Source organism: Bacillus cereus group sp. BfR-BA-01382, from assembly GCF_022663475.1.
GTDB lineage: Bacteria > Bacillota > Bacilli > Bacillales > Bacillaceae_G > Bacillus_A > Bacillus_A thuringiensis_S.
In genome coordinates this window covers 26,621-47,098 of the sequence record NZ_JAKUFQ010000030.1, presented here as the reverse complement: position 1 = coordinate 47,098, position 20,478 = coordinate 26,621, and the positions used below count along the sequence as shown (strand labels likewise).

Below are 20,478 nucleotides of genomic sequence, written 5' to 3'. Positions count from 1 at the left end.
AAACTTTACCTCCATTTAAATAGTTACTCCATTTATTATATCTTGTTACTTCATTTTAAACATAATTGTGCTCAAATAAAAATAAACCTGTCAGCCATAATGAACTGACAGGTTTATTTTTATAATTTCGTACGAACATTCCAAAGCTCTGGGAAGAATCTTTGATCAAGTACTCGTTTTAAATAAGAAACACCGGAGGATCCACCTGTTCCCATTTTATGTCCAATAATTCTTTCTACTGTTTTCATATGACGGAAACGCCATTGTTGTAGCCAGTCTTCAATATCAATCAATTTTTCAGCAAGCTGATATAAATTCCAATATTTTTTCACATCCACATACACTTCTAACCACGCCGCTTCTACTGTTGCATCTTCTTCATAAGGCTGCGTAATATCACGGTTTAACACATCTTTATGAATAGGGAATCCTTCTTTTACTAATGCTTGAATCGCGACATCATATAGACTTGGTGCATGTAGCGCTTTATGAAGTCGTGCATGTAATTCTGGATCCTTTTCATAAATTTTTAATGCGTGCGGCGTTTTATAGCCAAGTGCATACTCAATCATACGATATTGATACGATTGAAAACCTGAAGCTTGACCGAGTGAATCACGAAACTCAATATATTCTGATGGTGTTAATGTCGCAAGAATATCCCAAGATTGAATAATTTGAGACTGAATTTTCGATACACGTGCTAACATTTTAAAAGCTGGTTGTAATTTATCTTGTTTAATAGATTCAATCGCCGCATTTAGCTCATGTAAAATGAGCTTCATCCAAAGCTCACTTGCTTGGTGGATAACGATAAATAACATTTCATCATGATGGTCCGATAATCTTTTTTGAGAAGATAGTAAACTATCTAATTGTAAATACTCCCCATACGTCATATTCTCTTTAAAATCCGTATGAATCCCTTTTTCAATAATTACTTTTTCATTTTCTTTCATATTAGCCAAACGCCCCTTTTATATAATTCTACTTATATTGGTCTAATAACGGCTCGAACTGGACTTCCATCTGCATCAGTTAATGCAAGTGGTAATGCAATAAGTTCATAATCACCGTCTGCTACATGATCTAGTACGACATTTTCTAAAATATGAATTCCATGTTTAAATAATTGATGATGCGTTGCTAATTCTTTATCATCTAACGGATCAACTGATGGTACATCTACTCCGATTAAACGAATACCTTTCTCTGATAGAAAAGGTGCTATGTCTGCACGTAAATGAGGGATCACATCTGGAAATTCTTCAGTTTTTCCATGTGAAGATGTACGTAATAATAATCGTTCTACACCTTCTAAATGAAAGCTTTCTAATTCCTTTTTCCCGATGCTTTCAAGATTAGAAACGTCAATAATCCGTGCTGGGCCAACATAAACTTGAACATCTAAATCCAATACTTTCTTTCCATCATTATCAAAATGAAATGGTGCATCAATATGAGTGCCTGTATGAATACTCATCGTTAACTTTCCGACATTTACCGAGCCACTTTCTTCTTTTGACCATGAAACTTCATACGAGAACGGTGTGTCTCCTGGCCACGTTGCAATATTATTATTTAGCGGTTGTGAAATATCAATCCACTCTGATGTTTTCATACTTATGCCACAACCTCTCGCTTATTTTCAAACTGCTTATACTTTTCTTCTTTCATAATTCCCTTTAATATTTGTACAGATTTCCACACTTCTTCGTATGTGTTATATAAAGCGACCGGCGCAAGTCTCACTCCATTTGGCGCTCTAAAATCTGGAATTACTCCATTTGCCTTTAGCGCTTTACATATACGTGCTGCTTCTGCATGCTCTAAATAAATGTGCCCGCCTCGACTTTCATCCTCTAACGGATTTCCAATTGTAAATCCGAAATCTTTTAATTCATGATCAATTAAATTCAGCATGTATCTCGTAATATGTAAAGATTTCTCACGTAAACGTTCAATACCAGCATCTTTGAAAATTTCAAGAGAACCAATTAATGGTGCTATACTTAATACGTGAGGTGTACCAATTTGATAAGCACCTGCATGATCAGCGGCTGTTAATGTATGCTCCATATCAAACTGCTTATCTTTTTTAGAACTAAACCATCCAGACAACCCTGGCAGTCTATTAAAATGTTTATTATTTACATAAAGTCCTGCAACACCACCCGGTCCTGCATTTAAATATTTATAATTGCACCAAACAGCAAAATCAACATCCCAATCTTTGAAATGATGCGGAATAGATCCTATTGAATGACATAAATCAAATCCGATATGAATGTCTCGTTTATGTGCTTCCGTTGTTAAACGTTTCATATCAAGAATTTGACCACTTCTATATAAAACAGAAGGTAATAAAATTAAAGCGATATCATCTTCCATCGCATGAATAATATCTTCTTCAGAAAGTGTTCTACCATCTCGGCTTTTCACTCTTACTAGATGCTCATCTGGGTCTAATCCTTTTAAACGTATTTGACTTTGAAGTGCATAAATATCTGACGGGAAAGTTAATTCATCCGCAAGTATTTTTGTACGTATTCCTTTCGGTTCATAAAACGTCGCAATAACTTGGTGTATATTTGTAGTCGTAGAACCGGTTACAATAGTTTCCTCCGGTAAAGCTCCAATAAGAGGGGCTGTAAGTTTACCTAATTTCTCTGAAAGGAAGAACCACGGGTGCTCACCTTCAGTCCAGCCGTCAATTCCATATTCTTTCCACGAATCTAGCAACGTAAGTAATGATTTCTCTGCTCTTTTTGAAAGTAGCCCTAATGAGTTTCCATCTAAATATATAGTACCTTCTTTTTTATAGAATTCAGTTTGAAAATCTTTCAGTTCATCATGTTTATCACATTCAAGCGCATACTCATAAGTTGGTTGAAATGGTTCTTTATACATGGTGTCACCTTCTCTTAATTTTCTTTTTATTCTAACTAATTGAAATATAGCACCTTAATTGATATAACGTCAATGATATTATGTCAGTTGACTTTATATATGAACTTCTTTTACAATACACTTATATTTTCAGATATTTCAGTATAAAGAGGTGATTCTTTGAAAAACTCTACTCTTTCATCAAGAAAACACCGCTCCTTAGAAACGAAGAAGAAACTACTACACTCTGGTTACACTATTTTTATACGTAACGGATTTCAAAAAACGACAATTACACAAATTATTAAACATGCAGAAACCGGTTACGGAACAGCATATGTATACTTCAAAAACAAAGACGATCTCCTAATTAGTTTAATGGAAGATGTTATGAATCAATTTCATAATATTTCCAAGCGCTCCTTTTTGCCTCAAACGAAGGAAGAAGCTCATAAAATGATTCGAAATCAAGTTAGAGCATTTCTCCAACTAGCAAAGAAAGAACGAGCTATTTTACAAGTTGTAGAAGAAGCAATCGGATTATCAAAAGAGATACGTAAAAAATGGGACGAGATACGGGAACGCTTCATAAACAATATTACGCAGGATATTACATACTCTCAAGAAAGTGGATTAGCACAGCCTGAATTAAATAAAGAAATTGTAGCACGTGCTTGGTTCGCAATGAATGAGATGTTTCTTTGGGCGATTGTGAAAAATGATAAAAAATTAGAGTTAGAAGAGATAGTACATACATTGACGGAAATGTATACGACGGGGTTATATAAATAGCACACCTGCAATAAATACGGTGTGCTATTTTACATTTATAAAAATATTTTATCTGGGTATGGCAATGCTAAAAGGGGCTTTTCAGATAAAGGGAAATATTTTAGTTTTAACGATTCACCATCTATCGATTTCAACTCGCCACCGCTAACTTCACACTCAAACACAACAATAATATATTCTACTTCATCACCATTCGGATATGTATGGCGGTACTTTTCTCCTCCAAATACTCCTTTTTGTTTTTTTACTTGTACTTTCAATCCTGTTTCTTCCAAAACTTCCCTAACTACTGCTTCTTCTGGAGTTTCCCCAAGTTCAATTGCTCCAGCTGGCAAACTCCAGTATTCCCCACCAGGATATTGAAATAAAGTGAAACTTTAATCAGTGGGGGTTTTATTATCCCTCACTGATTATTAGTTGAACCAATCGGGCTTTTACGGGCAGTTGATCCCCCACCTAACTTCTTTGCTTTCGCTGAATTTTGAGATGGGAGTCTTACTGCCCGTTAATGCGGGATAAAATATCCCCCTGTTTATTTTTTATAATAGCAGCTACACTCGGCATGAATATTAGTTCATGCCCTAATTGCTCACGGATTTTTTTATAATATAGTGACATTGATATACTATTCTCTCCTAATCTATTAATAACTGTATTTTCTGATATTTATTGCATAATATTCTTAATACAAACTTCTATATAGAAAGGATAAAAACATGTCGCAAGAAAAACTTGCAAACAAATTTCTATCATTTACTGAAAGTGGTACTCAATAGATTGAGTACCACTTTTACTTTACATGCTTTTCATTAGCGTACTTTTTCTTCAGTCACCCTACTCACAATTCCAACAATAAATTTATATTCAATCCTTCTCTTCTTATCTTTCTTAAAACCCTCTTTCGTATCAAAAATAAAACACGTTTTCCGAAACCAAATTCGTACGTATACAGACTCTAAGTAAATAGGTTTTATAATTCCTCGTTCTTCAAATTCAGTCCCATCTTTATTTTCAGTTTCCGTTCGAACGAACCACTTATTCCCGATTCCAATCTCAATATACTTCACATACTAACCTCCATTAGGAAATTTCCCTTCTAACAATTCTATTATTTCCCCGGTAAGCGCAGATTCCGACAGAACATGAGCCCACAAAGAAAAAGTAGATTATAAAAATCTACTTTATAACTTATATTTTTGCATTCGCTTATAAAATGTACTACGGGGTACATCTAATAGTTTTGCAGCTAATGAAACATTTCCGTTTGTCTTTTGTAATACTTCAATCATGCTATCACGCTGTATTTTTTCGCGAAAATTTAGTGGATGTTCTGTTTTATTTTCAACTTGTAACTCAAGTTGTTGTTGATTTCCCATCATTGTTTGTAGCAAAAAAGCGACTTGCTTTTCGCATATTTCCCGTCCTTGCGACAAGATGTAAATGCGTTCTAATACATTTACTAGTTCTCGAATATTTCCGGGCCATGTATGTTGTAAAAATTGATTGCAAATACTCTTTGGAAATACAACATTCCAATTCTTCCGTTCGCAAAAGTGTTGTATAAAATATGAGATATCCTCTTTTCTTTCTATTAACGATGGAACATATAACGGATAAACGTGCAAACGATAATATAAATCTTGACGGAATTTCCCTTCTTCTACTAACCGTAGTAAATCTTTATGTGTGGCAGTAATAATACGAATATTTACTGGTACCTCTTTTGAACTTCCTATTGGAGTTATTGTACGTTCTTGTAAAACACGCAATAATGCTACTTGCATCTCTGGTGGTACTTCACCAATTTCATCTAAAAATAATGTTCCTCCATGCGCTTGTTCAAATTTCCCTTTATACCCTTGACGTCGCGCACCTGTAAACGCACCTTCAACGTAACCGAACAATTCACTTTCCATTAATTCTTTAGGCAGAGAACCGCAGTTAACAGCTATAAAGGGCCCATCTTTTCTTGGGCTATTTTCATGAATCGCTCTCGCAACATATTCCTTTCCTACTCCTGTCTCACCACATACATACACACTAGCATCAGTCGGTGAAACAAGCTTAATTTCTTCTAGTGTGTGTTGAAATGCTTTGCTTGTCCCGGTAACTCCTGAAAAAGTAATTCCTTTTATAAATGCGAAAGCAGAATATGTATTTATTTGTTTGTTTTTCTTTAAATACATACATTTCCCAATCATTCTTTCATTACTATATACTGGTATCTCTAATTTAGTTTCCAATCCATGGTGCATTAACTCTTCAAGCTTCATTCTTGACCAATTATTTATTCGTTCACGAACACTCTTACTCGCAGAAACGATAACATCACGATGATTACAAATAACTACTTGTTCGTCACTATCAATGACATCCAAAAAACGATGAATTAAGTGTAATTCATTTTGATGAACTCTTATGCTACATTCACGTTCTATTGCATGTGCAATTGAAGTTACCATACCGAGCATATATGGATGCGAAAATTCAATTGGACAGGAGAAATCTAGAACACCAATTAATTTCCCGTCATCATTATGGATAGGAGCAGCCGCACAACTCCAGCTATGAGATGCCACGGAATAATGTTCAGTACCACTTATCATAATAGCTTCTTCAATTTCTAGCGCTGTTCCAATTGCATTTGTACCAACAGCTGCTTCTGTCCATTTTACACCTTCAATAAAATTAATATGTTTCGCTCGCTTTAACGTTTGTTTATTTCCACTTAACGATAGAACATAACCATCTGGATCGATTAATAATGCCATCATTTGTAGTTCATCAATGGTTTTTCTCATATTTTGTATTTGAGGTAATGCTATATCAAGAAAAATTTCACTCTTTTTCTTTTGTTCTTGAAAAACATTAGAAGACGAAATTTTCTGACCTTTATTCATATAAGGATTCACATTTGCTTGTCTACATCGATGCCATGACTCTGAAATTCTTTCGTTTATACGGTTCGAATCAAAGACTCCTTCATCAATAAACTTTTTCCATGTATGTAAGTAAAACGGTGAAGCTAACATTGTATCATCTCCCTTTTAATTGTTTTGGAGATTTATAAAACATACTTCTATTATAAAACTGAATAAAAGCGTTTTCAATACAACTAGAAAGATGACACAAATATGTTAATAATTTGAATATATTAATTCTCGTCTTTATTCTTTTTTAGTAGCACCATATTTTGTATAATGGACGCAAAGAAAATACATAACCAAAACCACTTTTGTGGATTACCATTTATAAAGAAAACAATCACGGCTATTGCAAATAAAATAGCGGCTGATAAACTAATATATAATTTCGTTCTGACCTGCATTAGTCTTCGCTCCTATTATTTTACAGTACATACTAACTCTTCATTTTTCATCTCTACTATGTACTTCTGTAAAACATATTCTCTTCCGCCATGTTTTTCATACCAATCATGTATTCTTTTTACATGAATCTCGTCACTTCTAATTTTCGATTCAATTTCTTTATACCTTTCAAAACTATCATATTCCCATATGGCGAATACTTCAGACGTACCATTCTTATTACCTTTCATCCAGCGTCCTATTAGCCTAGAGCCATGCTTTAACTGATTAGGTAAGTTCGTGTTATTGAAATGATCATTAAATACTTCTATGAATTCATTTTTCACTACATAGTACTTCCTTCTGTAAAACATACCTCTTCCCCTCTTTTATGAAAAGTATCAGTAAACCTTCCCATCACTACCGTATTATAATACTTTCCATCCGATAGTCTTTTGTCATTTTTCAAAATGCCTTCTACTTCAAAACCTAATTTTTTATACAGATGAATAGCTTTCTCGTTTGTCTCTAATACTTGTAAAGATATTTTATTTACTGCATTTTCATCAGCCCATTTAATAGATTGTTGCAATAGACTCTTACCCATTCTATATCCCCAAAACTCTTTTAAAATACAAACACCAAACTCCACTTTATGAGATAATCTCTTAAAATTTGACCCTTCACATCTTGAAAATCCAACGATTCGATTGTGCACTTCTACAACTAAAAAGAGATTCTTAGTCTCTTCACTATCTGTTTTTATTATTTTTTGAAATCCTAGATCATCTATAAATCCCTCTCCAGCATCTCTATCCATATTTTCAGTTTCTCCATCAATCTGAACTCTAATTTTCGATAACTGCTCTGCATCTTTCTCAGCTGCAGAACGAATTGTATAAGTTAATCCATTTATATGAAACTCTTGCTCTTTTACAATCATGTCAAACTCCTTTCAAATGAATATAATGGCGCTATTACAACTTGTTTACCTTGTTTCTCAAAGTCCTGAACAGTTTCTTTACTAGCCTCTTCGTCAGTTATAATAATGTCAATTTTTTTTAGAGACTCTCCTCTTATAAAACAATCTATTCCAAGTTTATTATGCGGAACTAAACAAATATTTCTTCTAGCAATTTCACTTACTCTTTTACTAAAATAAGCAACTTCAGGTGTTGCGGTACTAATACCTTGTAATGAAATGCCTCCACCTGTAGAGAAATACAGATCAATAGAAAATCTACTTATCAATTCAGAGGCAAGTGTATCAGTAATATTCCCTGAAGGTTTTACTTTTCCGCCAATTAAATACGTATCAATATTCTTATATTCTCGTAGATAACCAGCTATTTCTATAGAATTCGTAATAACCGTAAATGATACTTCCGGTAAATATTTCAGCATCGCATTATGAACGGAAGCCCCACCAATAAAAATTGAATCACCTTCTTGTATATAAGATACCGCAACTCTTGCAATTGTGTCCTCATATATTGAGCTATCACTATAACGTTTAGCTGGTTCCACAGCTAAGTTTCTCACTCGTGCAAGTTCAATTGCACCCCCATGGGTTCTTTTTAATAAACCTTCCTTCTCCATAATAGACAAATCTCTTCTTATAGAATCAATAGACATATCAAATCTTTCCGCAAGATCCTTTGCGATTACTCTTCCATCTGTATTAAGTAGTTCTAAAATTTTCTCTCGACGTTCTTCAGTAAACATGTTATCACCACCGTTATTGAAGATTCAGAAATTTGAACTTTATATTAATTATATGCACGTTTCTTCCGTTTCACAATATTTTCAATCCTTTTTCTTCCGTCTTTATGCAGTGTTTTCCTCTTTTTCTATTTTGTTAACTTTACATAAAATAAATGCAGATTTGCATATTTCACTAAAAGACTTCTATTTATTTCCTTATTCATGTAAAATTATTCCTATGTTTTACTTTTTAATACAGAAAGGGATTACTATGAAATCATTAATCAAAACGACATGTACAGCATTATTATTTACAGGAATATTAACAGGGTGCAATAGCAATACTACACCAAAACAAGAAAAGAGCGCTCTCGAAAAGAATGCAATGCACTATGGAGAAATAGTTAAAAACGAATACTATAGAGCGACAGTTGAAAATGCAAAGTTTGAAAAAATAGACGAAGAGCGGCGCCTTACTACTCGTGTTATGATTAATAATGTTCGAGACGATGGACAAACTATTGATCTTTCGGAAATAAAATATTTCATACAAGATGAAAAAACTGGTCAGAAATATGAAGGTAAAGCTCATCCGATAGGTGACGAGCACTATAAAAATGTTCCACACGAATTCTCTTTAACTACTGACGTTGTATTTGAACTGAAAACTTCACCAAAAGATTTAAATAATATGTATTTATACATAGATAGCAAAGCTGCGCCGTTAACAAATACATATTGGAAACTTGATAATTTAGTATCTAAATAGAAAGACCAGTCTTATACGACTGGTCTTTTTACATTCATACATTTAACTTTCATTAACACTTATATTAATTTTCTAATAACAACTTGAATAACATCAGCTAAACCAGTGTGCCCTTTCCCTTCAACTCGCTCTTGTTCTCCATTAAAGAAATGAATTACCTTATGTTCTTCACACCAAGTAAGGATATCAATTGGATCATACAGCATATCAACATCTTTTGGTCCACCAGTACTATAGTTTATTTGTTTTTTTGAGTAAACTTCAAACATAATTAATCCACCAGGTTTTATCGTTTGTATCATTTTATCTAATATCATTTTTTTATAATCATCATGAAAATGTCCAAATACCATAATTGCCGCATCATATTCATTTTCTGGCAAACTATCAGCTAATAAATCTACTTTTTTTGTATGCACGTTTACGTTATGCTTCTCTGCCAATTTTTTTGTCTTTTCTAATCCATCTTCCGAATAATCAATAGCTGTTACTTCGTTCCCTTGTCTTGCTAGAAATACAGCATTTCTACCTTCTCCCTCCGCAAATGCTATTACTTTATTGTGATTTGCTAAACGAAATGCTTGTTCTTTAATAAATGTATTAGGTTCTTCCCCGTAAAAATATTCATCTGATTTATATCGATCATTCCAAAAATTATTCATCATCTTCTCTCCTTCTTCATATCATTTTCTAACTACAATTAAAGATATTAAAGAGCCTTTTTATCCTTAATTAATTTAAAAATAAAAGCAGATTAAAAATCCACTTTTATTTTTTTCGCAAGATCTACGATTTTTTGATTTCTTAACTCTTCTTCCATTTTCTCTTCTGCTGCGAGCATTGCCTCATTAATTAAACATCCAGGTTTGTCATGTAAACAACAGTCAAACAATGATGTTTTGCCTTCAATTGCATGTATAATATCTAAAAATGAAATATCTTCCCAATTCTTACTAAGCGAGTAACCGCCCTTTGGACCAGATGATGAGTGTATCATCCCTTCCTTCGTCAACTTAGTTAGTATTTTAGACAAGTACGTTGGTGAAACATTTTGCATTTCTGCTAATTGGTAAACACTAACTAACTTATTTGGTGTGGCCTTTGCCAGAAAAAGCATTGTATGAAGAGCATAATTTGTAGCTTTAGAATATTTCATAGTACAGCTCCTATTGTAGACTCCATGTATCTACAATAACTTTATTTTTTTATTATGTCAAACGTTTGTAATACTCCATACAACATTATTTCTTCACAAGTAATACATCTGCTGCGCAAATCGTCACTTCTCTAAATGGAGAGTCAAATAAAACACCTAGTTCAAAACCATCTTCAGTAAGAGCTATTTCATGATATAGCCACCAAGCACTGTCAAAGTTTTCCTGCATAGAACACTTTGTTACTCCTATAAAGGTTACTTCAAGTTTATCAAATTCACTAAAAGTACCACTGCAATCTAATACGATAGACAAAGTATCTTCTGATTCTCTCTTTATTACTTTAATTACACTATCGTGTAGTGATGTCTTGTGTAACTGAGCGACATTTGACGGAAGTTTTTTCTCAATGGAATTAAAATATTCTACGTATGATTGATCTAATTGTGCCATTCTTTTCTCATAATCTGTTGTCCACTCTTGCATAAGTTTTTTCAGTTCACCTGATGGGTATTCTGAATTAATTGTTATGTTTTGTATAATTGAGTATATCGATTCAGGAAGGAATTTTAATAAATCTATTTTCCTTTCCTCTATTTCTTCCTTTAAACTTTGTATATCCATTTCCGACCATTCTTTTATAGACTCTATAAAACTTACAAATTCTAAAACTTGCATTTTTTTATACCATTCTCTTGTAAAATATTTCAATGACACCTCTCCTAAAATATCTTTACATCCAGTAAAAGCAATGCATCCACTTATTATATCATTCCAATAACCATTTTTTCTAAAGAAATAATGTAAAAATGTAAATATTCCGCCTATTATTTCTAAAACTTCAGAATATTTACAAAAGTATAAAATTAGAATACATTTTAGCTGTACAAGATTCACCTGTACAAAAATTCAAACAAAAAGGGATGGTTATATGTTGAAGAAATTAGTAGCAGGGACATTAGTAGCGGGTTTTGCATTAACTGGAGGACTAGGTGCAGTAAGTGCTGAGGAAAAAAGTAACACAATTAAGTCATTTGATTATTTAAAAGTGGATGAACAAAATGTTAATTCATTTGCAAAATTAAGTGATCAGGATAAGAAAGATATCCAAATTACTATGGTATTACCTAAGCAAAATGAAAATGGAGATTGGCTAGCTTATGGTTTTACTAGCCGCGAAACATTGGATGCGTATATTGCAAAGGATAAAAAAGCAATTAAAAATAATATTAATCCTTTAGGTAGTGGTGCTGGTAGTACTGATTTTTATGAACATAAAGATAAAGGTGGCCAATATATTTACTGGAGCAGTGGCTTTAAAAACTTACCATCTAGCTGGAATGACAGAATTTCTTCTGTAAGTACAGCGTCGCCTTCTGCAAGTTATTCAACAACACTTTGGGAACACACTTCAACACAAGGATATGGAAAAGGCGTTTTATTTAAACACGCTGATTGGTACGGTAAAACTGCTAATTTAGCTCCTGAATGGAACGATAAAACTTCAGCTATTGACATTAAAAAGTAATAGAGGATTTAATTTCTTCTATAAAAATTCAAACCACTATTCTCTCATTCATTTAGAGAATAGTGGTTTATTATAATTCGATTTAAGCATGTACAGCCTGTCCTACAGCTTGCAATAATGCTTCATGAATCGCTTCAGATAAGGTTGGATGCGCTGCAATATAATCTCTCATTATATCAGCGGTAACTTCTGTATGAATCATTACGGTCCCTTGACCAATAAGTTCAGTTGCATGAGGACCGATAATAGAAATCCCTACAATTTCTTGGTATTTAGGTTCCACAATGACTTTTACTTTACCCGTTTGTTCTCCTAAAATAAGAGCTTTTCCGTTCGCTGTAAAATGGAATTCTCCAATGAGAATATCACCATATTGTTCTCTTGCACCTTTTTCACTTAACCCGACACTAGCTATTTCTGGAGCTGTGTATATACAACGGGGAACAACGTGATAATTTACTTTCACGTCTTCTCCGCTTGCGTGTAATGCTGCTGTCGTTCCTTCATGGAAGGCAACGTGAGCAAGCTGAATTCCACCGATCACATCACCAACTGCGTAAATATGTGATACGTTCGTTTGCATATGTTCATTCACAGCAATCCCTTTATTTGAAAACTGAACTCCTGCCTTTTCTAATCCTAATTGTTGTACTCGTGGTTTTCTTCCTACAGAAACAAGAACAAATTCTGGAGTTACTTCGTGAGTAATTCCCTCGTATTCAAATGAAGCTTGCTTCTTATAGTTATTTAATCCTTTTAAAACTGCTCCCGTAAAAATTTCCACACCATCTTTTTCTAATTTCTCTCTTAAAATATTCGCGATATCTTCATCTTCACCAGGTAGTAATTGCGGTGCCATCTCAACTATCGATACTTTTGTGCCGAGTCTACTATAAATACTTGCAAACTCACATCCTATTACACCACCGCCAACGATTAACAATGAAGATGGTACACTCTCAAGAGACATTGCATGGCTACTATTTAAAATCCATTTTCCATCGAACGGAGCGAATGGTAATTCTGTAGGTTCGGAACCAGCTGCAATAATAAAGCTCCCTCCATCAATTACTTCTTCTTTATTTCCTTGTACAACTCGCACACGATGATCCGTTTCGAATTTCGCTTTTCCTTTTACAACTTTAATTTTATTTTTCTTCATTAAATATTGTATTCCTTGGACGAGTTGCTTTACGATTTGTGATTTCCTCGCCTGTATTTGACCCCAATCAATTGAGATATTTTCTGTATTAATCGTAACTCCATAATCATTCGCTTTTCTCACAATGTCATGTACTTCAGCACTTTCTAACAGTGATTTCGTAGGCATACACCCAACATTTAAACATGTTCCGCCAAGGTCAGCTTCATCAATAAGAGTGACATCTTTGCCATTTTGAGCCGCGGTAATTGCTGCTACATAGCCAGCAGGTCCACCCCCAATAACAACTAATTTATCCATTCTCTCACCTTCTCTTTATAAAAGAATTGTTATAGGTTCTTCTAAATAATGTTTAATTGTGCGTAAAAATGCAGCTGCTGGTGCACCGTCTAATACACGATGATCGAATGTTAAACTTAAAGGTAACATACTTCCTTTTCTTAGTTTTTCCCCTTTATATACAGGAACATGTTCAATTGCACCTACACCTAAAATACCAGTTTCAGGTGTATTTAATACCGGCGTAAAATATTCAATACCAAAGCTACCTAAATTACTAATTGTAAATGTCGTTCCGTGCATATCATCACTACTTAAGCTACCTGCTCGTGCCTTTTGTGCCACATTCTTAATCTCTTTAGACAACTCTACTAAAGATAAATTATTTGCAAAGCGAATAGCCGAAACGACTAACCCTTTTTCTAATGCGACTGCCATGCCTAAATGAACATGTTCAAATTGATGAATTGCATCATCTATATAAGCGCTGTTCATTTCTTTATGCTCCCCAAGCGCTAATACAACAGCACGAGAGACGAAATCCGTAATGGTTAGTTTGTTATCATATCTTTTTTGTACAACTTCTGCTATTTCTTTATGTAAAGCAACTAAATCTGTTACATCTACTTTCATCGTTAACGTTAATTGTGCGCTATTTTGTAAGCTTGCGTGCATACGATTTGCGATTGCTTTACGCATACCAGTAACAGGAACCGCGTTACTTTCTTCTCGTTCAGATATTTCCGGAACGTTTCCTCTTACCTCAAGTGCTTTTAATACATCTGCCTTTGTAATCCTTCCGCCAGGACCTGTGCCAACTAATTCCTTGATATCCAGATTTTCAGACTTTGCAATTTTCTTCGCTACAGGTGAAATTTTGATTCGTTGCTTCGCCACTTCTTTCACATAAGGTTCTGGATGTTGTACATGTTGCGCTTCTATATTAGATGTTTTTTCTTCTATAACAGGTGTACTTTCCTTCATCTCTACTTTTTCATTCGGTTTACCGATGTAGCAAATTACAGTACCAGGCGGCACTCCTTCATCTTCACTTACAGCTATATCAAGTACCGTACCATCAGCGGGTGCTTCAATTTCCGTTTCAATTTTTTCTGAGTTAATACTAGCGATCAGTTCTCCTTTTGCTACATTATCGCCTGCTTTAATATTCCAGCTCGTAATAATACCTTCTTTCATCGCCATACCTAACTTCGGCATTACAACTTCTACAGCCATGTGTCTCTCTCCCTTCTCATCGTTTTATTACACATGTAATAAAGATTGGTCTCCGATCATTTCTGATACAGTTTCAATTACTTTTTCTGGCGTTGGCAAATACAACTTTTCAAGTGGCGGTGAGAATGGAACAGGTGTATGTGGTGCTGTAATTCGTTTAATAGGTGCATCTAACAAATCAAAACCTTTATCCGCCACAATTGCCGCAATATCTGTTGCAATACTACATCTAGGATTCGCTTCGTCAATGACGATAAGACGATTTGTTTTTTCAACAGATGATAAAATAGTATCTTCATCAAGCGGTGATAAAGATCGTGGATCAATTACTTCTACTTCAAGCCCCTTTTTCGATAATTGCTTTGCAGCTGCAAGCGCTGTATGAACTTGCTTTCCGATTGCGACAATTGTTAAATCAGAACCTTCCCGTTTAATATCTGCTTTTCCTAATGGAATTGTATAGTATCCTTCTGGCACTTCACCTTTCATATTGTAAAGTGTTTTATCTTCAAAGAAGATTACTGGGTCATCATCTTCAATTGCCGCTAATAATAAGCCTTTTGCGTCATATGGAGTGGAAGGAACGACAACTTTAATACCTGGAATGCTTGTAAATAATGCGTATAAACTTTGCGAATGCTGAGCTGCTGCGCTAAAACCAGCACCATGCATCGTACGTACTGTAACGGGGACTTTCGCTTTACCACCGAACATATAGCGGAATTTTGCACCTTGGTTTAATACTTGATCAAGACAACTGCCGATGAAATCATTAAACATTAATTCAGCAATCGGACGTAATCCTGTTGCCGCAGCTGCCATCGCCGCTCCCATATAACCCGCTTCAGAAATTGGTGTATCTAAAATACGATTTCGTCCAAATTCTTGTACAAGTCCTTTTGTAACACCGAGTACACCGCCCCATGCTTCATCATCTTGCAGGTGATCAACTTGTGCACCACCTGCAACGTCTTCACCTATTAAAATTACATTTTCATCACGACGCATTGAGATTTTCATCGCTTCATTAATTGCAGTTGACATACTTACTGTTCTAGTCATAATTTTTCACCCTCCTCTTATTTGTAAGAAACGTATACATCTTTTAATAATTCTTCATCCTCTGGGTATGGACTATTTTCACTAAATTCAATGGATCTTTGTACTGCATCATCTACTGCTTTTTCCATATCAACAAGTTCAGATTCTGTTAATAAACCTTCATGAATTAAATGCTTACGGAAATTCACAATTGCATCTTTTTCGTTTAAATGTTCTTCTTTTTCTTCTGATGTTTTATATGTTTGCGCTTCACCTTCGAAATGACCATAATTACGATATGTCATACATTCAATAATTGTTGGACCATCACCATTACGCGCACGTTCAACTGCTTCTGCAGCAGCTTTATATACAGCTAGAAGATCTTTTCCATCTACTTGAACACCTGGAATATTATAAGCTTTTGCGCGATCAGCGATAGAATCACAACTTGAAGCATATTCAAATGTAGTTGCTTCACCGTAACCGTTATTTTCTGCAATAAAAATAACTGGTAACTTCCAAATCGCCGCTAAATTAACCCCTTCATGGAATGTTCCTTCATTATTTGCTCCGTCACCGAAGAAGCAAACACTTACATCTTTTGTTCCTTTATATTTAGCTGTTAATGCTGAACCGCAAGCAAGTGGGAAACCCCCGCCTACAATGCCATTCGCACCAAGCATTCCTTTATCTAAATCGGCAATATGCATGGAACCGCCTTTACCTTTACATAATCCTGTCGCTTTCCCGAAAAGTTCAGCCATCATACCATTTAAATCACAACCTTTTGCGATACAATGTCCATGACCTCTATGTGTACTTGTAATACTGTCACTATCCGTTAAGTGGGCACATACACCAACTGCTACCGCTTCTTCACCTGCGTATAAATGAACGAAACCTGGCAAAACGCCTTGCGCGAACAATTCATGCACCTTATCTTCAAACTTACGAATTTCTAACATTTTTTCGTACATCCAATGAACTTGTTCTTTCGTAATTTCATTCCCTTTACTTTCAGTTGTTTTTAACATGTCCAGCCCTCCTATTTTCTTGTTCGTCTTTTATATTGCAAGTATTGTGCCAATTTCGAATCCTTGTTTTAATAGGTTTTCTCTATCTTTTAACAATAAAAAAGTGGACAAAATGAGACGTTTGTCTCGTTTTGTCCACCTTTGTTCCCTTAATAAGAGAATTGTTACTTTATTCATTATCAAAGCTCTTCTGTAATTTTCGGATGTAAATAATTTGACCAATATGATATGCATTATGAGTTGTTACATTCGCTAGCACTTCCCACCACTTTGCAGAAACAGGAAATCCCACTACATCACTTTCAACCTTTTCTTCATTTATGAGATTTTGCCATTGTAACAGTTTTTCTAGTAGTTTTTCCCGTAATTCATCGAAAGTTTGATTATCTGAGAGCATAAAACTTTTGTTATTATCTCCTATAGCGGGTACTGCATTCACATTTGATTCTTTATACCTAGTTTGCCACGTAGAGTTCCAATACAGTAAATGTTGTACGATTTCAGCTATACTATTACTCTCTTCATTCGGTTTCCAGAAAGCTTCCCTCTCAGACAAACCCTTAACTGCATCTGAAAATGGCATATACCAACTGGGATCATTTGCATTTGCTAATAACTGATCCGCTAATACAGCTTTTACATGGACCATTTTTCTTCCCTCATTTCATTATCATATTAATATACACTACTCTATATACGCTGATTCCCTATAATCCCCTTTTTTTACATACAAATTGATTTCATACTAAATGTAAGAATAATAGATTTTCTTATCATAACTCGTTATGATAAGAGAAAAAGAAAGCTGGCGAAAAATGAATAAAAAAATCGCAATAATTACTGGAGCCTCAAGTGGATTTGGACTATTAACTACACTCGAACTCGCAAAAAAAGATTATTTAGTTATTGCTACAATGCGGAACCTTGAAAAACAAGTGAACTTACTATCTCAAGCTACTCAACTCAACTTACAACAAAACATAAAAATTCAACAATTAGATGTAACCGATCAAAACTCTATACATAACTTCCAATTATTTTTAAAAGAAATACAAAAAGTTGACCTACTTGTTAATAATGCAGGATATGCAAATGGCGGCTTTGTAGAAGAAATTCCAGTAGAGGAATACCGTAAACAATTTGAAACGAACCTATTTGGAGCTATATCAATTACCCAGCTTGTCTTACCGTATATGAGAAAACAAAGAAGTGGAAAAATCATTAATATAAGCAGCATTAGCGGCCAAGTTGGATTTCCTGGTTTATCTCCTTATGTATCTTCAAAATATGCATTAGAAGGCTGGAGTGAATCGCTTCGCTTAGAAGTAAAACCTTTCGGAATAGATGTCGCTTTAATTGAACCTGGTTCTTACAACACAAATATATGGGAGGTTGGTAAACAACTAGCTGAAAACCAATCTGATACAACATCTCCTTACAAAGAATATATGGATAAAATACAAAAACATATTAATAGCGGTAGTGATACATTTGGTAATCCGATAGATGTTGCTAATAAAATCGTTGAAATTGCTGAAACAAAGCGTACTACTTTACGATATCCTATTGGAAAAGGTGTAAAATTTATGATCTTTACGAAGAAGATTCTTCCTTGGAGATTGTGGGAACACCTTGTTTTGAGAAGCTTTAAGAAGATGTAATAAACTTTTTGAAAACTATTTTGAAAGAGGTGCTAATTAAATGTTAGGTTTACCGTATGGGAAAGTGTTTTTAGTGCCGTGGACTGAAGAATGGGAAATTGAGTTTATGAAAGAGAAACAAATCATTGAGGAACAAATTGGCGAACATATTTTAGCGATACACCATATTGGTAGTACTTCTATTCCATATTTAAGTGCAAAGCCAATTATTGATATAGCAATAGAACTAAAAGATAATGCAGTTGGCATACAATGTATCGCAAAGTTGGAACTACTAAATTATAAATACAGAAAAGATGTATTGCCTGAAAGATACTATTTTAATAAAGGAGAGCCACGAACTCATCAAATTCATATGTATGAACAAGGAAATAAATATTTAATAGAACAATTACAATTTCGAGATTACTTAATAGACAATAAAACATCTCGTATACAGTATGAACAATTAAAAATTCAACTTTCACAAGCTAATCCTACTGATAAACATAAGTATGCGGAGGACAAAACAAATTTCATTACATTCATACTAGCTAAAATAAATGATTGAATGAAAAAGACAGAATTTCATACACAGAATAAGAAACCGTTTATTCCTAAGTAAATGGTTTCTTATTCGTTAGTTATCTTATTATTTATACTATCAATTTTTTTATTATACAGCAGGTGGAAAGAAGTAAAATAGTATCGAAGTCATAAAAATAAACGTGAATACCCCAATTACCGAAAATATATATTCTTTCGACTCTCTATCATACTTCCATTCCATCAATGCTCTTAAGATTAACTTCCCACCTAAATAAGTAAAAATGACATAAGCAATATTAATACTTTCGAATTTAAAGATAAACATAAAGCTAGTTATTAAATAAATAAAAAGTAGTCCTATTTCCAATTTTTTATGTAAACTATTTACATGTTTCTTATATCCCCAAAAACCACCCTTGGGCATATTCAATTTTTTTCTTAAAAACTTATCGAGAAAATAGACAGCTATACAAAAAACAATAGTTATAATCCAAAAAGTAGAAGCTCCTATTTTCACCCCTCCTATTATTTCATTTAATTACTTGAAATAAATTGGACTATATTACGGTTATCCCCTTCTAAATAACTTATGATTCCTTCAGGATATGTCGGCTTCTCCTGTAATTCCTCTAGACTTTTCCAAATTAATATAATATCCTCATGCTCTTTATGCCTTATTTCATTTGTAATGATTTTTTCAACAGTCCCCCAATATATCAATGTACAATGATGACCTTTTTCGTTGTCCCACTCAAAAATGTGTTCATTTACAATTGCTAACTCTTGAACATGAACTTTCAAATCGTATTCTTCTATTAACTCTCGAATTATTGCTTCTTTTGACGTTTCACCAAATTCAATAGAGCCACCTGGAAAACGATAAAATGATTCGTTTTCATCACATTGTACTAGTACTTTTGAATGTTCGTCGTTTACAATCATTACTTCAGCCCGTAAATGTGGTCTTATCATTTTCTCACCCTTTATTTGTATGACCATCCATCACCAATACGTATTATAGAATACATTCAAAATAATACCTGTAATTATTAATAACGGAACAATTCCAAACGAAATAATATATTCTTTTGCTTTACTATCATATTTCCACTGCATATATCCTTGAAAAATGTACAACGTCATAAAAAAGAAAATTGGTATATAAGTCATGTATATTGGATTCCAAATTGAACCTATCATCATAAGTACTACATAAGAAATAATGATGATCCATTGTCCCCATTTATGTGATTGACTGACATATTTACTATTCCATCCTGTTTGTCTCGGTATATTTAACTTCTTCCTCACGATTTTTTCTAAAAAAATTAAAATTATAATCCATAACAATAAGACAATTAGTTTCAAAAGAAACAGAAAGGCCTCCTCC

At 34.0% G+C, this 20,478-nt stretch carries 26 protein-coding genes and 1 pseudogene; 5 read left to right on the top strand and 22 right to left on the bottom strand.

The window, feature by feature from the left end:
• Positions 1 to 119: 119 nt before the first annotated feature.
• The 3 genes from kynA to kynU are packed head-to-tail and all read right to left on the bottom strand — an operon-like array spanning position 120 to position 2,910.
• Positions 120 to 959 (bottom strand): tryptophan 2,3-dioxygenase, encoded by an 840-nt coding sequence (kynA, locus tag MR160_RS14680; protein WP_000661940.1) that lies wholly within the window; start codon positions 957 to 959, stop codon positions 120 to 122.
• Positions 960 to 991: 32 nt separating this feature from the next.
• Positions 992 to 1,621, bottom strand: coding sequence for an arylformamidase (gene kynB, locus MR160_RS14675; RefSeq protein ID WP_000858077.1), 630 nt, complete (start codon positions 1,619 to 1,621; stop codon positions 992 to 994).
• A gap of 2 nt (positions 1,622 to 1,623) precedes the next feature.
• On the bottom strand, positions 1,624 to 2,910 hold the full coding sequence (gene kynU / locus MR160_RS14670) for a kynureninase (RefSeq protein WP_000276296.1): 1,287 nt from the start codon (positions 2,908 to 2,910) through the stop codon (positions 1,624 to 1,626).
• Positions 2,911 to 3,069: 159 nt separating this feature from the next.
• On the opposite strand from kynU, the gene MR160_RS14665 reads away from it, so the two are divergent.
• Positions 3,070 to 3,681, top strand: a complete 612-nt coding sequence (locus MR160_RS14665) for a TetR/AcrR family transcriptional regulator (protein WP_000798549.1) — start codon at positions 3,070 to 3,072, stop codon at positions 3,679 to 3,681.
• 35 nt (positions 3,682 to 3,716) lie between these two features.
• On the opposite strand, the pseudogene MR160_RS14660 reads toward MR160_RS14665, so the two are convergent.
• The 7 genes and pseudogenes from MR160_RS14660 to MR160_RS14625 form a co-directional block, all read right to left on the bottom strand.
• Positions 3,717 to 4,049, bottom strand: a pseudogene (locus tag MR160_RS14660) (NUDIX domain-containing protein); the annotation flags it as partial.
• 441 nt (positions 4,050 to 4,490) lie between these two features.
• A complete protein-coding gene (locus MR160_RS14650; RefSeq protein ID WP_000873836.1) occupies positions 4,491 to 4,748 on the bottom strand; it encodes a DUF3977 family protein in 258 nt (85 codons plus the stop codon).
• Positions 4,749 to 4,862: 114 nt separating this feature from the next.
• On the bottom strand, positions 4,863 to 6,713 hold the full coding sequence (locus MR160_RS14645; RefSeq protein WP_098832642.1) for a sigma-54-dependent Fis family transcriptional regulator: 1,851 nt from the start codon (positions 6,711 to 6,713) through the stop codon (positions 4,863 to 4,865).
• Between the two features lie 122 nt (positions 6,714 to 6,835).
• Positions 6,836 to 7,009, bottom strand: a complete 174-nt coding sequence (locus tag MR160_RS14640) for a hypothetical protein (RefSeq protein ID WP_016098613.1) — start codon at positions 7,007 to 7,009, stop codon at positions 6,836 to 6,838.
• Between the two features lie 15 nt (positions 7,010 to 7,024).
• On the bottom strand, positions 7,025 to 7,363 hold the full coding sequence (locus MR160_RS14635) for an NIPSNAP family protein (RefSeq protein WP_000499995.1): 339 nt from the start codon (positions 7,361 to 7,363) through the stop codon (positions 7,025 to 7,027).
• Positions 7,336 to 7,932 carry a GNAT family N-acetyltransferase gene (locus tag MR160_RS14630; RefSeq protein WP_000635676.1) on the bottom strand — a complete coding sequence of 199 codons (597 nt, stop codon included), beginning with the start codon at positions 7,930 to 7,932 and terminating at the stop codon, positions 7,336 to 7,338. Before MR160_RS14630 ends, MR160_RS14635 begins: the two co-directional genes overlap by 28 nt.
• Entirely contained in the window at positions 7,929 to 8,714 is a 786-nt protein-coding gene (locus MR160_RS14625; RefSeq protein WP_000493643.1) for a DeoR/GlpR family DNA-binding transcription regulator, read from the bottom strand. The genes MR160_RS14630 and MR160_RS14625 overlap by 4 nt, the downstream gene beginning before the upstream one ends.
• 250 nt (positions 8,715 to 8,964) lie before the next feature.
• Between MR160_RS14625 and MR160_RS14620 the strand changes: the two genes are divergently transcribed.
• Positions 8,965 to 9,462, top strand: coding sequence for a hypothetical protein (locus MR160_RS14620; protein ID WP_000838462.1), 498 nt, complete (start codon positions 8,965 to 8,967; stop codon positions 9,460 to 9,462).
• A gap of 59 nt (positions 9,463 to 9,521) precedes the next feature.
• On the opposite strand, the gene MR160_RS14615 is transcribed toward MR160_RS14620, so the two are convergent.
• From MR160_RS14615 to MR160_RS14605, 3 genes are all read right to left on the bottom strand, one after another.
• On the bottom strand, positions 9,522 to 10,127 hold the full coding sequence (locus MR160_RS14615) for a class I SAM-dependent methyltransferase (RefSeq protein ID WP_002094049.1): 606 nt from the start codon (positions 10,125 to 10,127) through the stop codon (positions 9,522 to 9,524).
• A gap of 89 nt (positions 10,128 to 10,216) precedes the next feature.
• Positions 10,217 to 10,618, bottom strand: a complete 402-nt coding sequence (locus tag MR160_RS14610) for an Rrf2 family transcriptional regulator (protein ID WP_000877653.1) — start codon at positions 10,616 to 10,618, stop codon at positions 10,217 to 10,219.
• Between the two features lie 85 nt (positions 10,619 to 10,703).
• On the bottom strand, positions 10,704 to 11,327 hold the full coding sequence (locus tag MR160_RS14605; RefSeq protein WP_000873450.1) for a DUF4085 domain-containing protein: 624 nt from the start codon (positions 11,325 to 11,327) through the stop codon (positions 10,704 to 10,706).
• 220 nt (positions 11,328 to 11,547) lie between these two features.
• On the opposite strand from MR160_RS14605, the gene MR160_RS14600 reads away from it, so the two are divergent.
• The gene (locus MR160_RS14600; protein ID WP_000914437.1) at positions 11,548 to 12,144 is read left to right on the top strand and encodes a hypothetical protein; all 597 of its coding nucleotides are present in this window, start codon (positions 11,548 to 11,550) and stop codon (positions 12,142 to 12,144) included.
• Positions 12,145 to 12,226: 82 nt separating this feature from the next.
• Here MR160_RS14600 and lpdA read toward each other — a convergent pair whose 3' ends face one another.
• From lpdA to MR160_RS14570, 6 genes are read right to left on the bottom strand one after another with little or no spacing between them, the layout of a single operon-like run.
• Positions 12,227 to 13,606 (bottom strand): dihydrolipoyl dehydrogenase, encoded by a 1,380-nt coding sequence (gene lpdA / locus MR160_RS14595; protein ID WP_242297645.1) that lies wholly within the window; start codon positions 13,604 to 13,606, stop codon positions 12,227 to 12,229.
• Between the two features lie 15 nt (positions 13,607 to 13,621).
• A complete protein-coding gene (locus MR160_RS14590) occupies positions 13,622 to 14,821 on the bottom strand; it encodes a dihydrolipoamide acetyltransferase family protein (RefSeq protein ID WP_242297644.1) in 1,200 nt (399 codons plus the stop codon).
• Positions 14,822 to 14,848: 27 nt separating this feature from the next.
• A complete protein-coding gene (gene acoB / locus MR160_RS14585; RefSeq protein WP_000198884.1) occupies positions 14,849 to 15,883 on the bottom strand; it encodes an acetoin:2,6-dichlorophenolindophenol oxidoreductase subunit beta in 1,035 nt (344 codons plus the stop codon).
• Positions 15,884 to 15,900: 17 nt separating this feature from the next.
• A complete protein-coding gene (gene acoA, locus MR160_RS14580) occupies positions 15,901 to 16,899 on the bottom strand; it encodes an acetoin:2,6-dichlorophenolindophenol oxidoreductase subunit alpha (RefSeq protein ID WP_242297643.1) in 999 nt (332 codons plus the stop codon).
• Between the two features lie 30 nt (positions 16,900 to 16,929).
• The gene (locus MR160_RS14575; RefSeq protein WP_001045415.1) at positions 16,930 to 17,076 is read right to left on the bottom strand and encodes a hypothetical protein; all 147 of its coding nucleotides are present in this window, start codon (positions 17,074 to 17,076) and stop codon (positions 16,930 to 16,932) included.
• Positions 17,069 to 17,548, bottom strand: a complete 480-nt coding sequence (locus MR160_RS14570; protein ID WP_071713672.1) for a DinB family protein — start codon at positions 17,546 to 17,548, stop codon at positions 17,069 to 17,071. Before MR160_RS14570 ends, MR160_RS14575 begins: the two co-directional genes overlap by 8 nt.
• Positions 17,549 to 17,714: 166 nt before the next feature.
• Here MR160_RS14570 and MR160_RS14565 point away from each other — a divergent pair, with 166 nt between their 5' ends.
• Both MR160_RS14565 and MR160_RS14560 read left to right on the top strand, forming a co-directional pair.
• Positions 17,715 to 18,560 carry an oxidoreductase gene (locus tag MR160_RS14565; RefSeq protein ID WP_025989043.1) on the top strand — a complete coding sequence of 282 codons (846 nt, stop codon included), beginning with the start codon at positions 17,715 to 17,717 and terminating at the stop codon, positions 18,558 to 18,560.
• Between the two features lie 40 nt (positions 18,561 to 18,600).
• Entirely contained in the window at positions 18,601 to 19,110 is a 510-nt protein-coding gene (locus MR160_RS14560) for a GrpB family protein (RefSeq protein WP_000901210.1), read from the top strand.
• Positions 19,111 to 19,215: 105 nt separating this feature from the next.
• On the opposite strand, the gene MR160_RS14555 is transcribed toward MR160_RS14560, so the two are convergent.
• From MR160_RS14555 to MR160_RS14545, 3 genes are read right to left on the bottom strand one after another with little or no spacing between them, the layout of a single operon-like run.
• Positions 19,216 to 19,599, bottom strand: a complete 384-nt coding sequence (locus MR160_RS14555; protein WP_033669661.1) for a DUF4181 domain-containing protein — start codon at positions 19,597 to 19,599, stop codon at positions 19,216 to 19,218.
• A gap of 23 nt (positions 19,600 to 19,622) precedes the next feature.
• Complete coding sequence (locus tag MR160_RS14550) at positions 19,623 to 20,060, bottom strand: NUDIX domain-containing protein (RefSeq protein WP_000620904.1); 438 nt, start codon at positions 20,058 to 20,060, stop codon at positions 19,623 to 19,625.
• Between the two features lie 30 nt (positions 20,061 to 20,090).
• Entirely contained in the window at positions 20,091 to 20,456 is a 366-nt protein-coding gene (locus MR160_RS14545) for a DUF4181 domain-containing protein (RefSeq protein WP_000767737.1), read from the bottom strand.
• Positions 20,457 to 20,478: the final 22 nt, after the last annotated feature.

Bases quoted from the DNA above. Each gene is read 5' to 3' on its own strand.
- MR160_RS14600 (WP_000914437.1), top strand. From the start codon at position 11,548: ATGTTGAAGAAATTAGTAGCAGGGACATTAGTAGCGGGTTTTGCATTA.
- MR160_RS14550 (WP_000620904.1), bottom strand. From the start codon at position 20,060: ATGATAAGACCACATTTACGGGCTGAAGTAATGATTGTAAACGACGAA.
- MR160_RS14610 (WP_000877653.1), bottom strand. From the start codon at position 10,618: ATGAAATATTCTAAAGCTACAAATTATGCTCTTCATACAATGCTTTTT.
- MR160_RS14645 (WP_098832642.1), bottom strand. From the start codon at position 6,713: ATGTTAGCTTCACCGTTTTACTTACATACATGGAAAAAGTTTATTGAT.
- acoB (WP_000198884.1), bottom strand. From the start codon at position 15,883: ATGACTAGAACAGTAAGTATGTCAACTGCAATTAATGAAGCGATGAAA.
- lpdA (WP_242297645.1), bottom strand. From the start codon at position 13,606: ATGGATAAATTAGTTGTTATTGGGGGTGGACCTGCTGGCTATGTAGCA.
- MR160_RS14615 (WP_002094049.1), bottom strand. From the start codon at position 10,127: ATGATGAATAATTTTTGGAATGATCGATATAAATCAGATGAATATTTT.
- kynB (WP_000858077.1), bottom strand. From the start codon at position 1,621: ATGAAAACATCAGAGTGGATTGATATTTCACAACCGCTAAATAATAAT.
- MR160_RS14560 (WP_000901210.1), top strand. From the start codon at position 18,601: ATGTTAGGTTTACCGTATGGGAAAGTGTTTTTAGTGCCGTGGACTGAA.
- acoA (WP_242297643.1), bottom strand. From the start codon at position 16,899: ATGTTAAAAACAACTGAAAGTAAAGGGAATGAAATTACGAAAGAACAA.
- MR160_RS14575 (WP_001045415.1), bottom strand. From the start codon at position 17,076: ATGAATAAAGTAACAATTCTCTTATTAAGGGAACAAAGGTGGACAAAA.
- kynA (WP_000661940.1), bottom strand. From the start codon at position 959: ATGAAAGAAAATGAAAAAGTAATTATTGAAAAAGGGATTCATACGGAT.
- MR160_RS14590 (WP_242297644.1), bottom strand. From the start codon at position 14,821: ATGGCTGTAGAAGTTGTAATGCCGAAGTTAGGTATGGCGATGAAAGAA.
- MR160_RS14570 (WP_071713672.1), bottom strand. From the start codon at position 17,548: ATGGTCCATGTAAAAGCTGTATTAGCGGATCAGTTATTAGCAAATGCA.
- MR160_RS14635 (WP_000499995.1), bottom strand. From the start codon at position 7,363: ATGTTTTACAGAAGGAAGTACTATGTAGTGAAAAATGAATTCATAGAA.
- MR160_RS14620 (WP_000838462.1), top strand. From the start codon at position 8,965: ATGAAATCATTAATCAAAACGACATGTACAGCATTATTATTTACAGGA.
- MR160_RS14565 (WP_025989043.1), top strand. From the start codon at position 17,715: ATGAATAAAAAAATCGCAATAATTACTGGAGCCTCAAGTGGATTTGGA.
- kynU (WP_000276296.1), bottom strand. From the start codon at position 2,910: ATGTATAAAGAACCATTTCAACCAACTTATGAGTATGCGCTTGAATGT.
- MR160_RS14640 (WP_016098613.1), bottom strand. From the start codon at position 7,009: ATGCAGGTCAGAACGAAATTATATATTAGTTTATCAGCCGCTATTTTA.
- MR160_RS14630 (WP_000635676.1), bottom strand. From the start codon at position 7,932: ATGATTGTAAAAGAGCAAGAGTTTCATATAAATGGATTAACTTATACA.
- MR160_RS14625 (WP_000493643.1), bottom strand. From the start codon at position 8,714: ATGTTTACTGAAGAACGTCGAGAGAAAATTTTAGAACTACTTAATACA.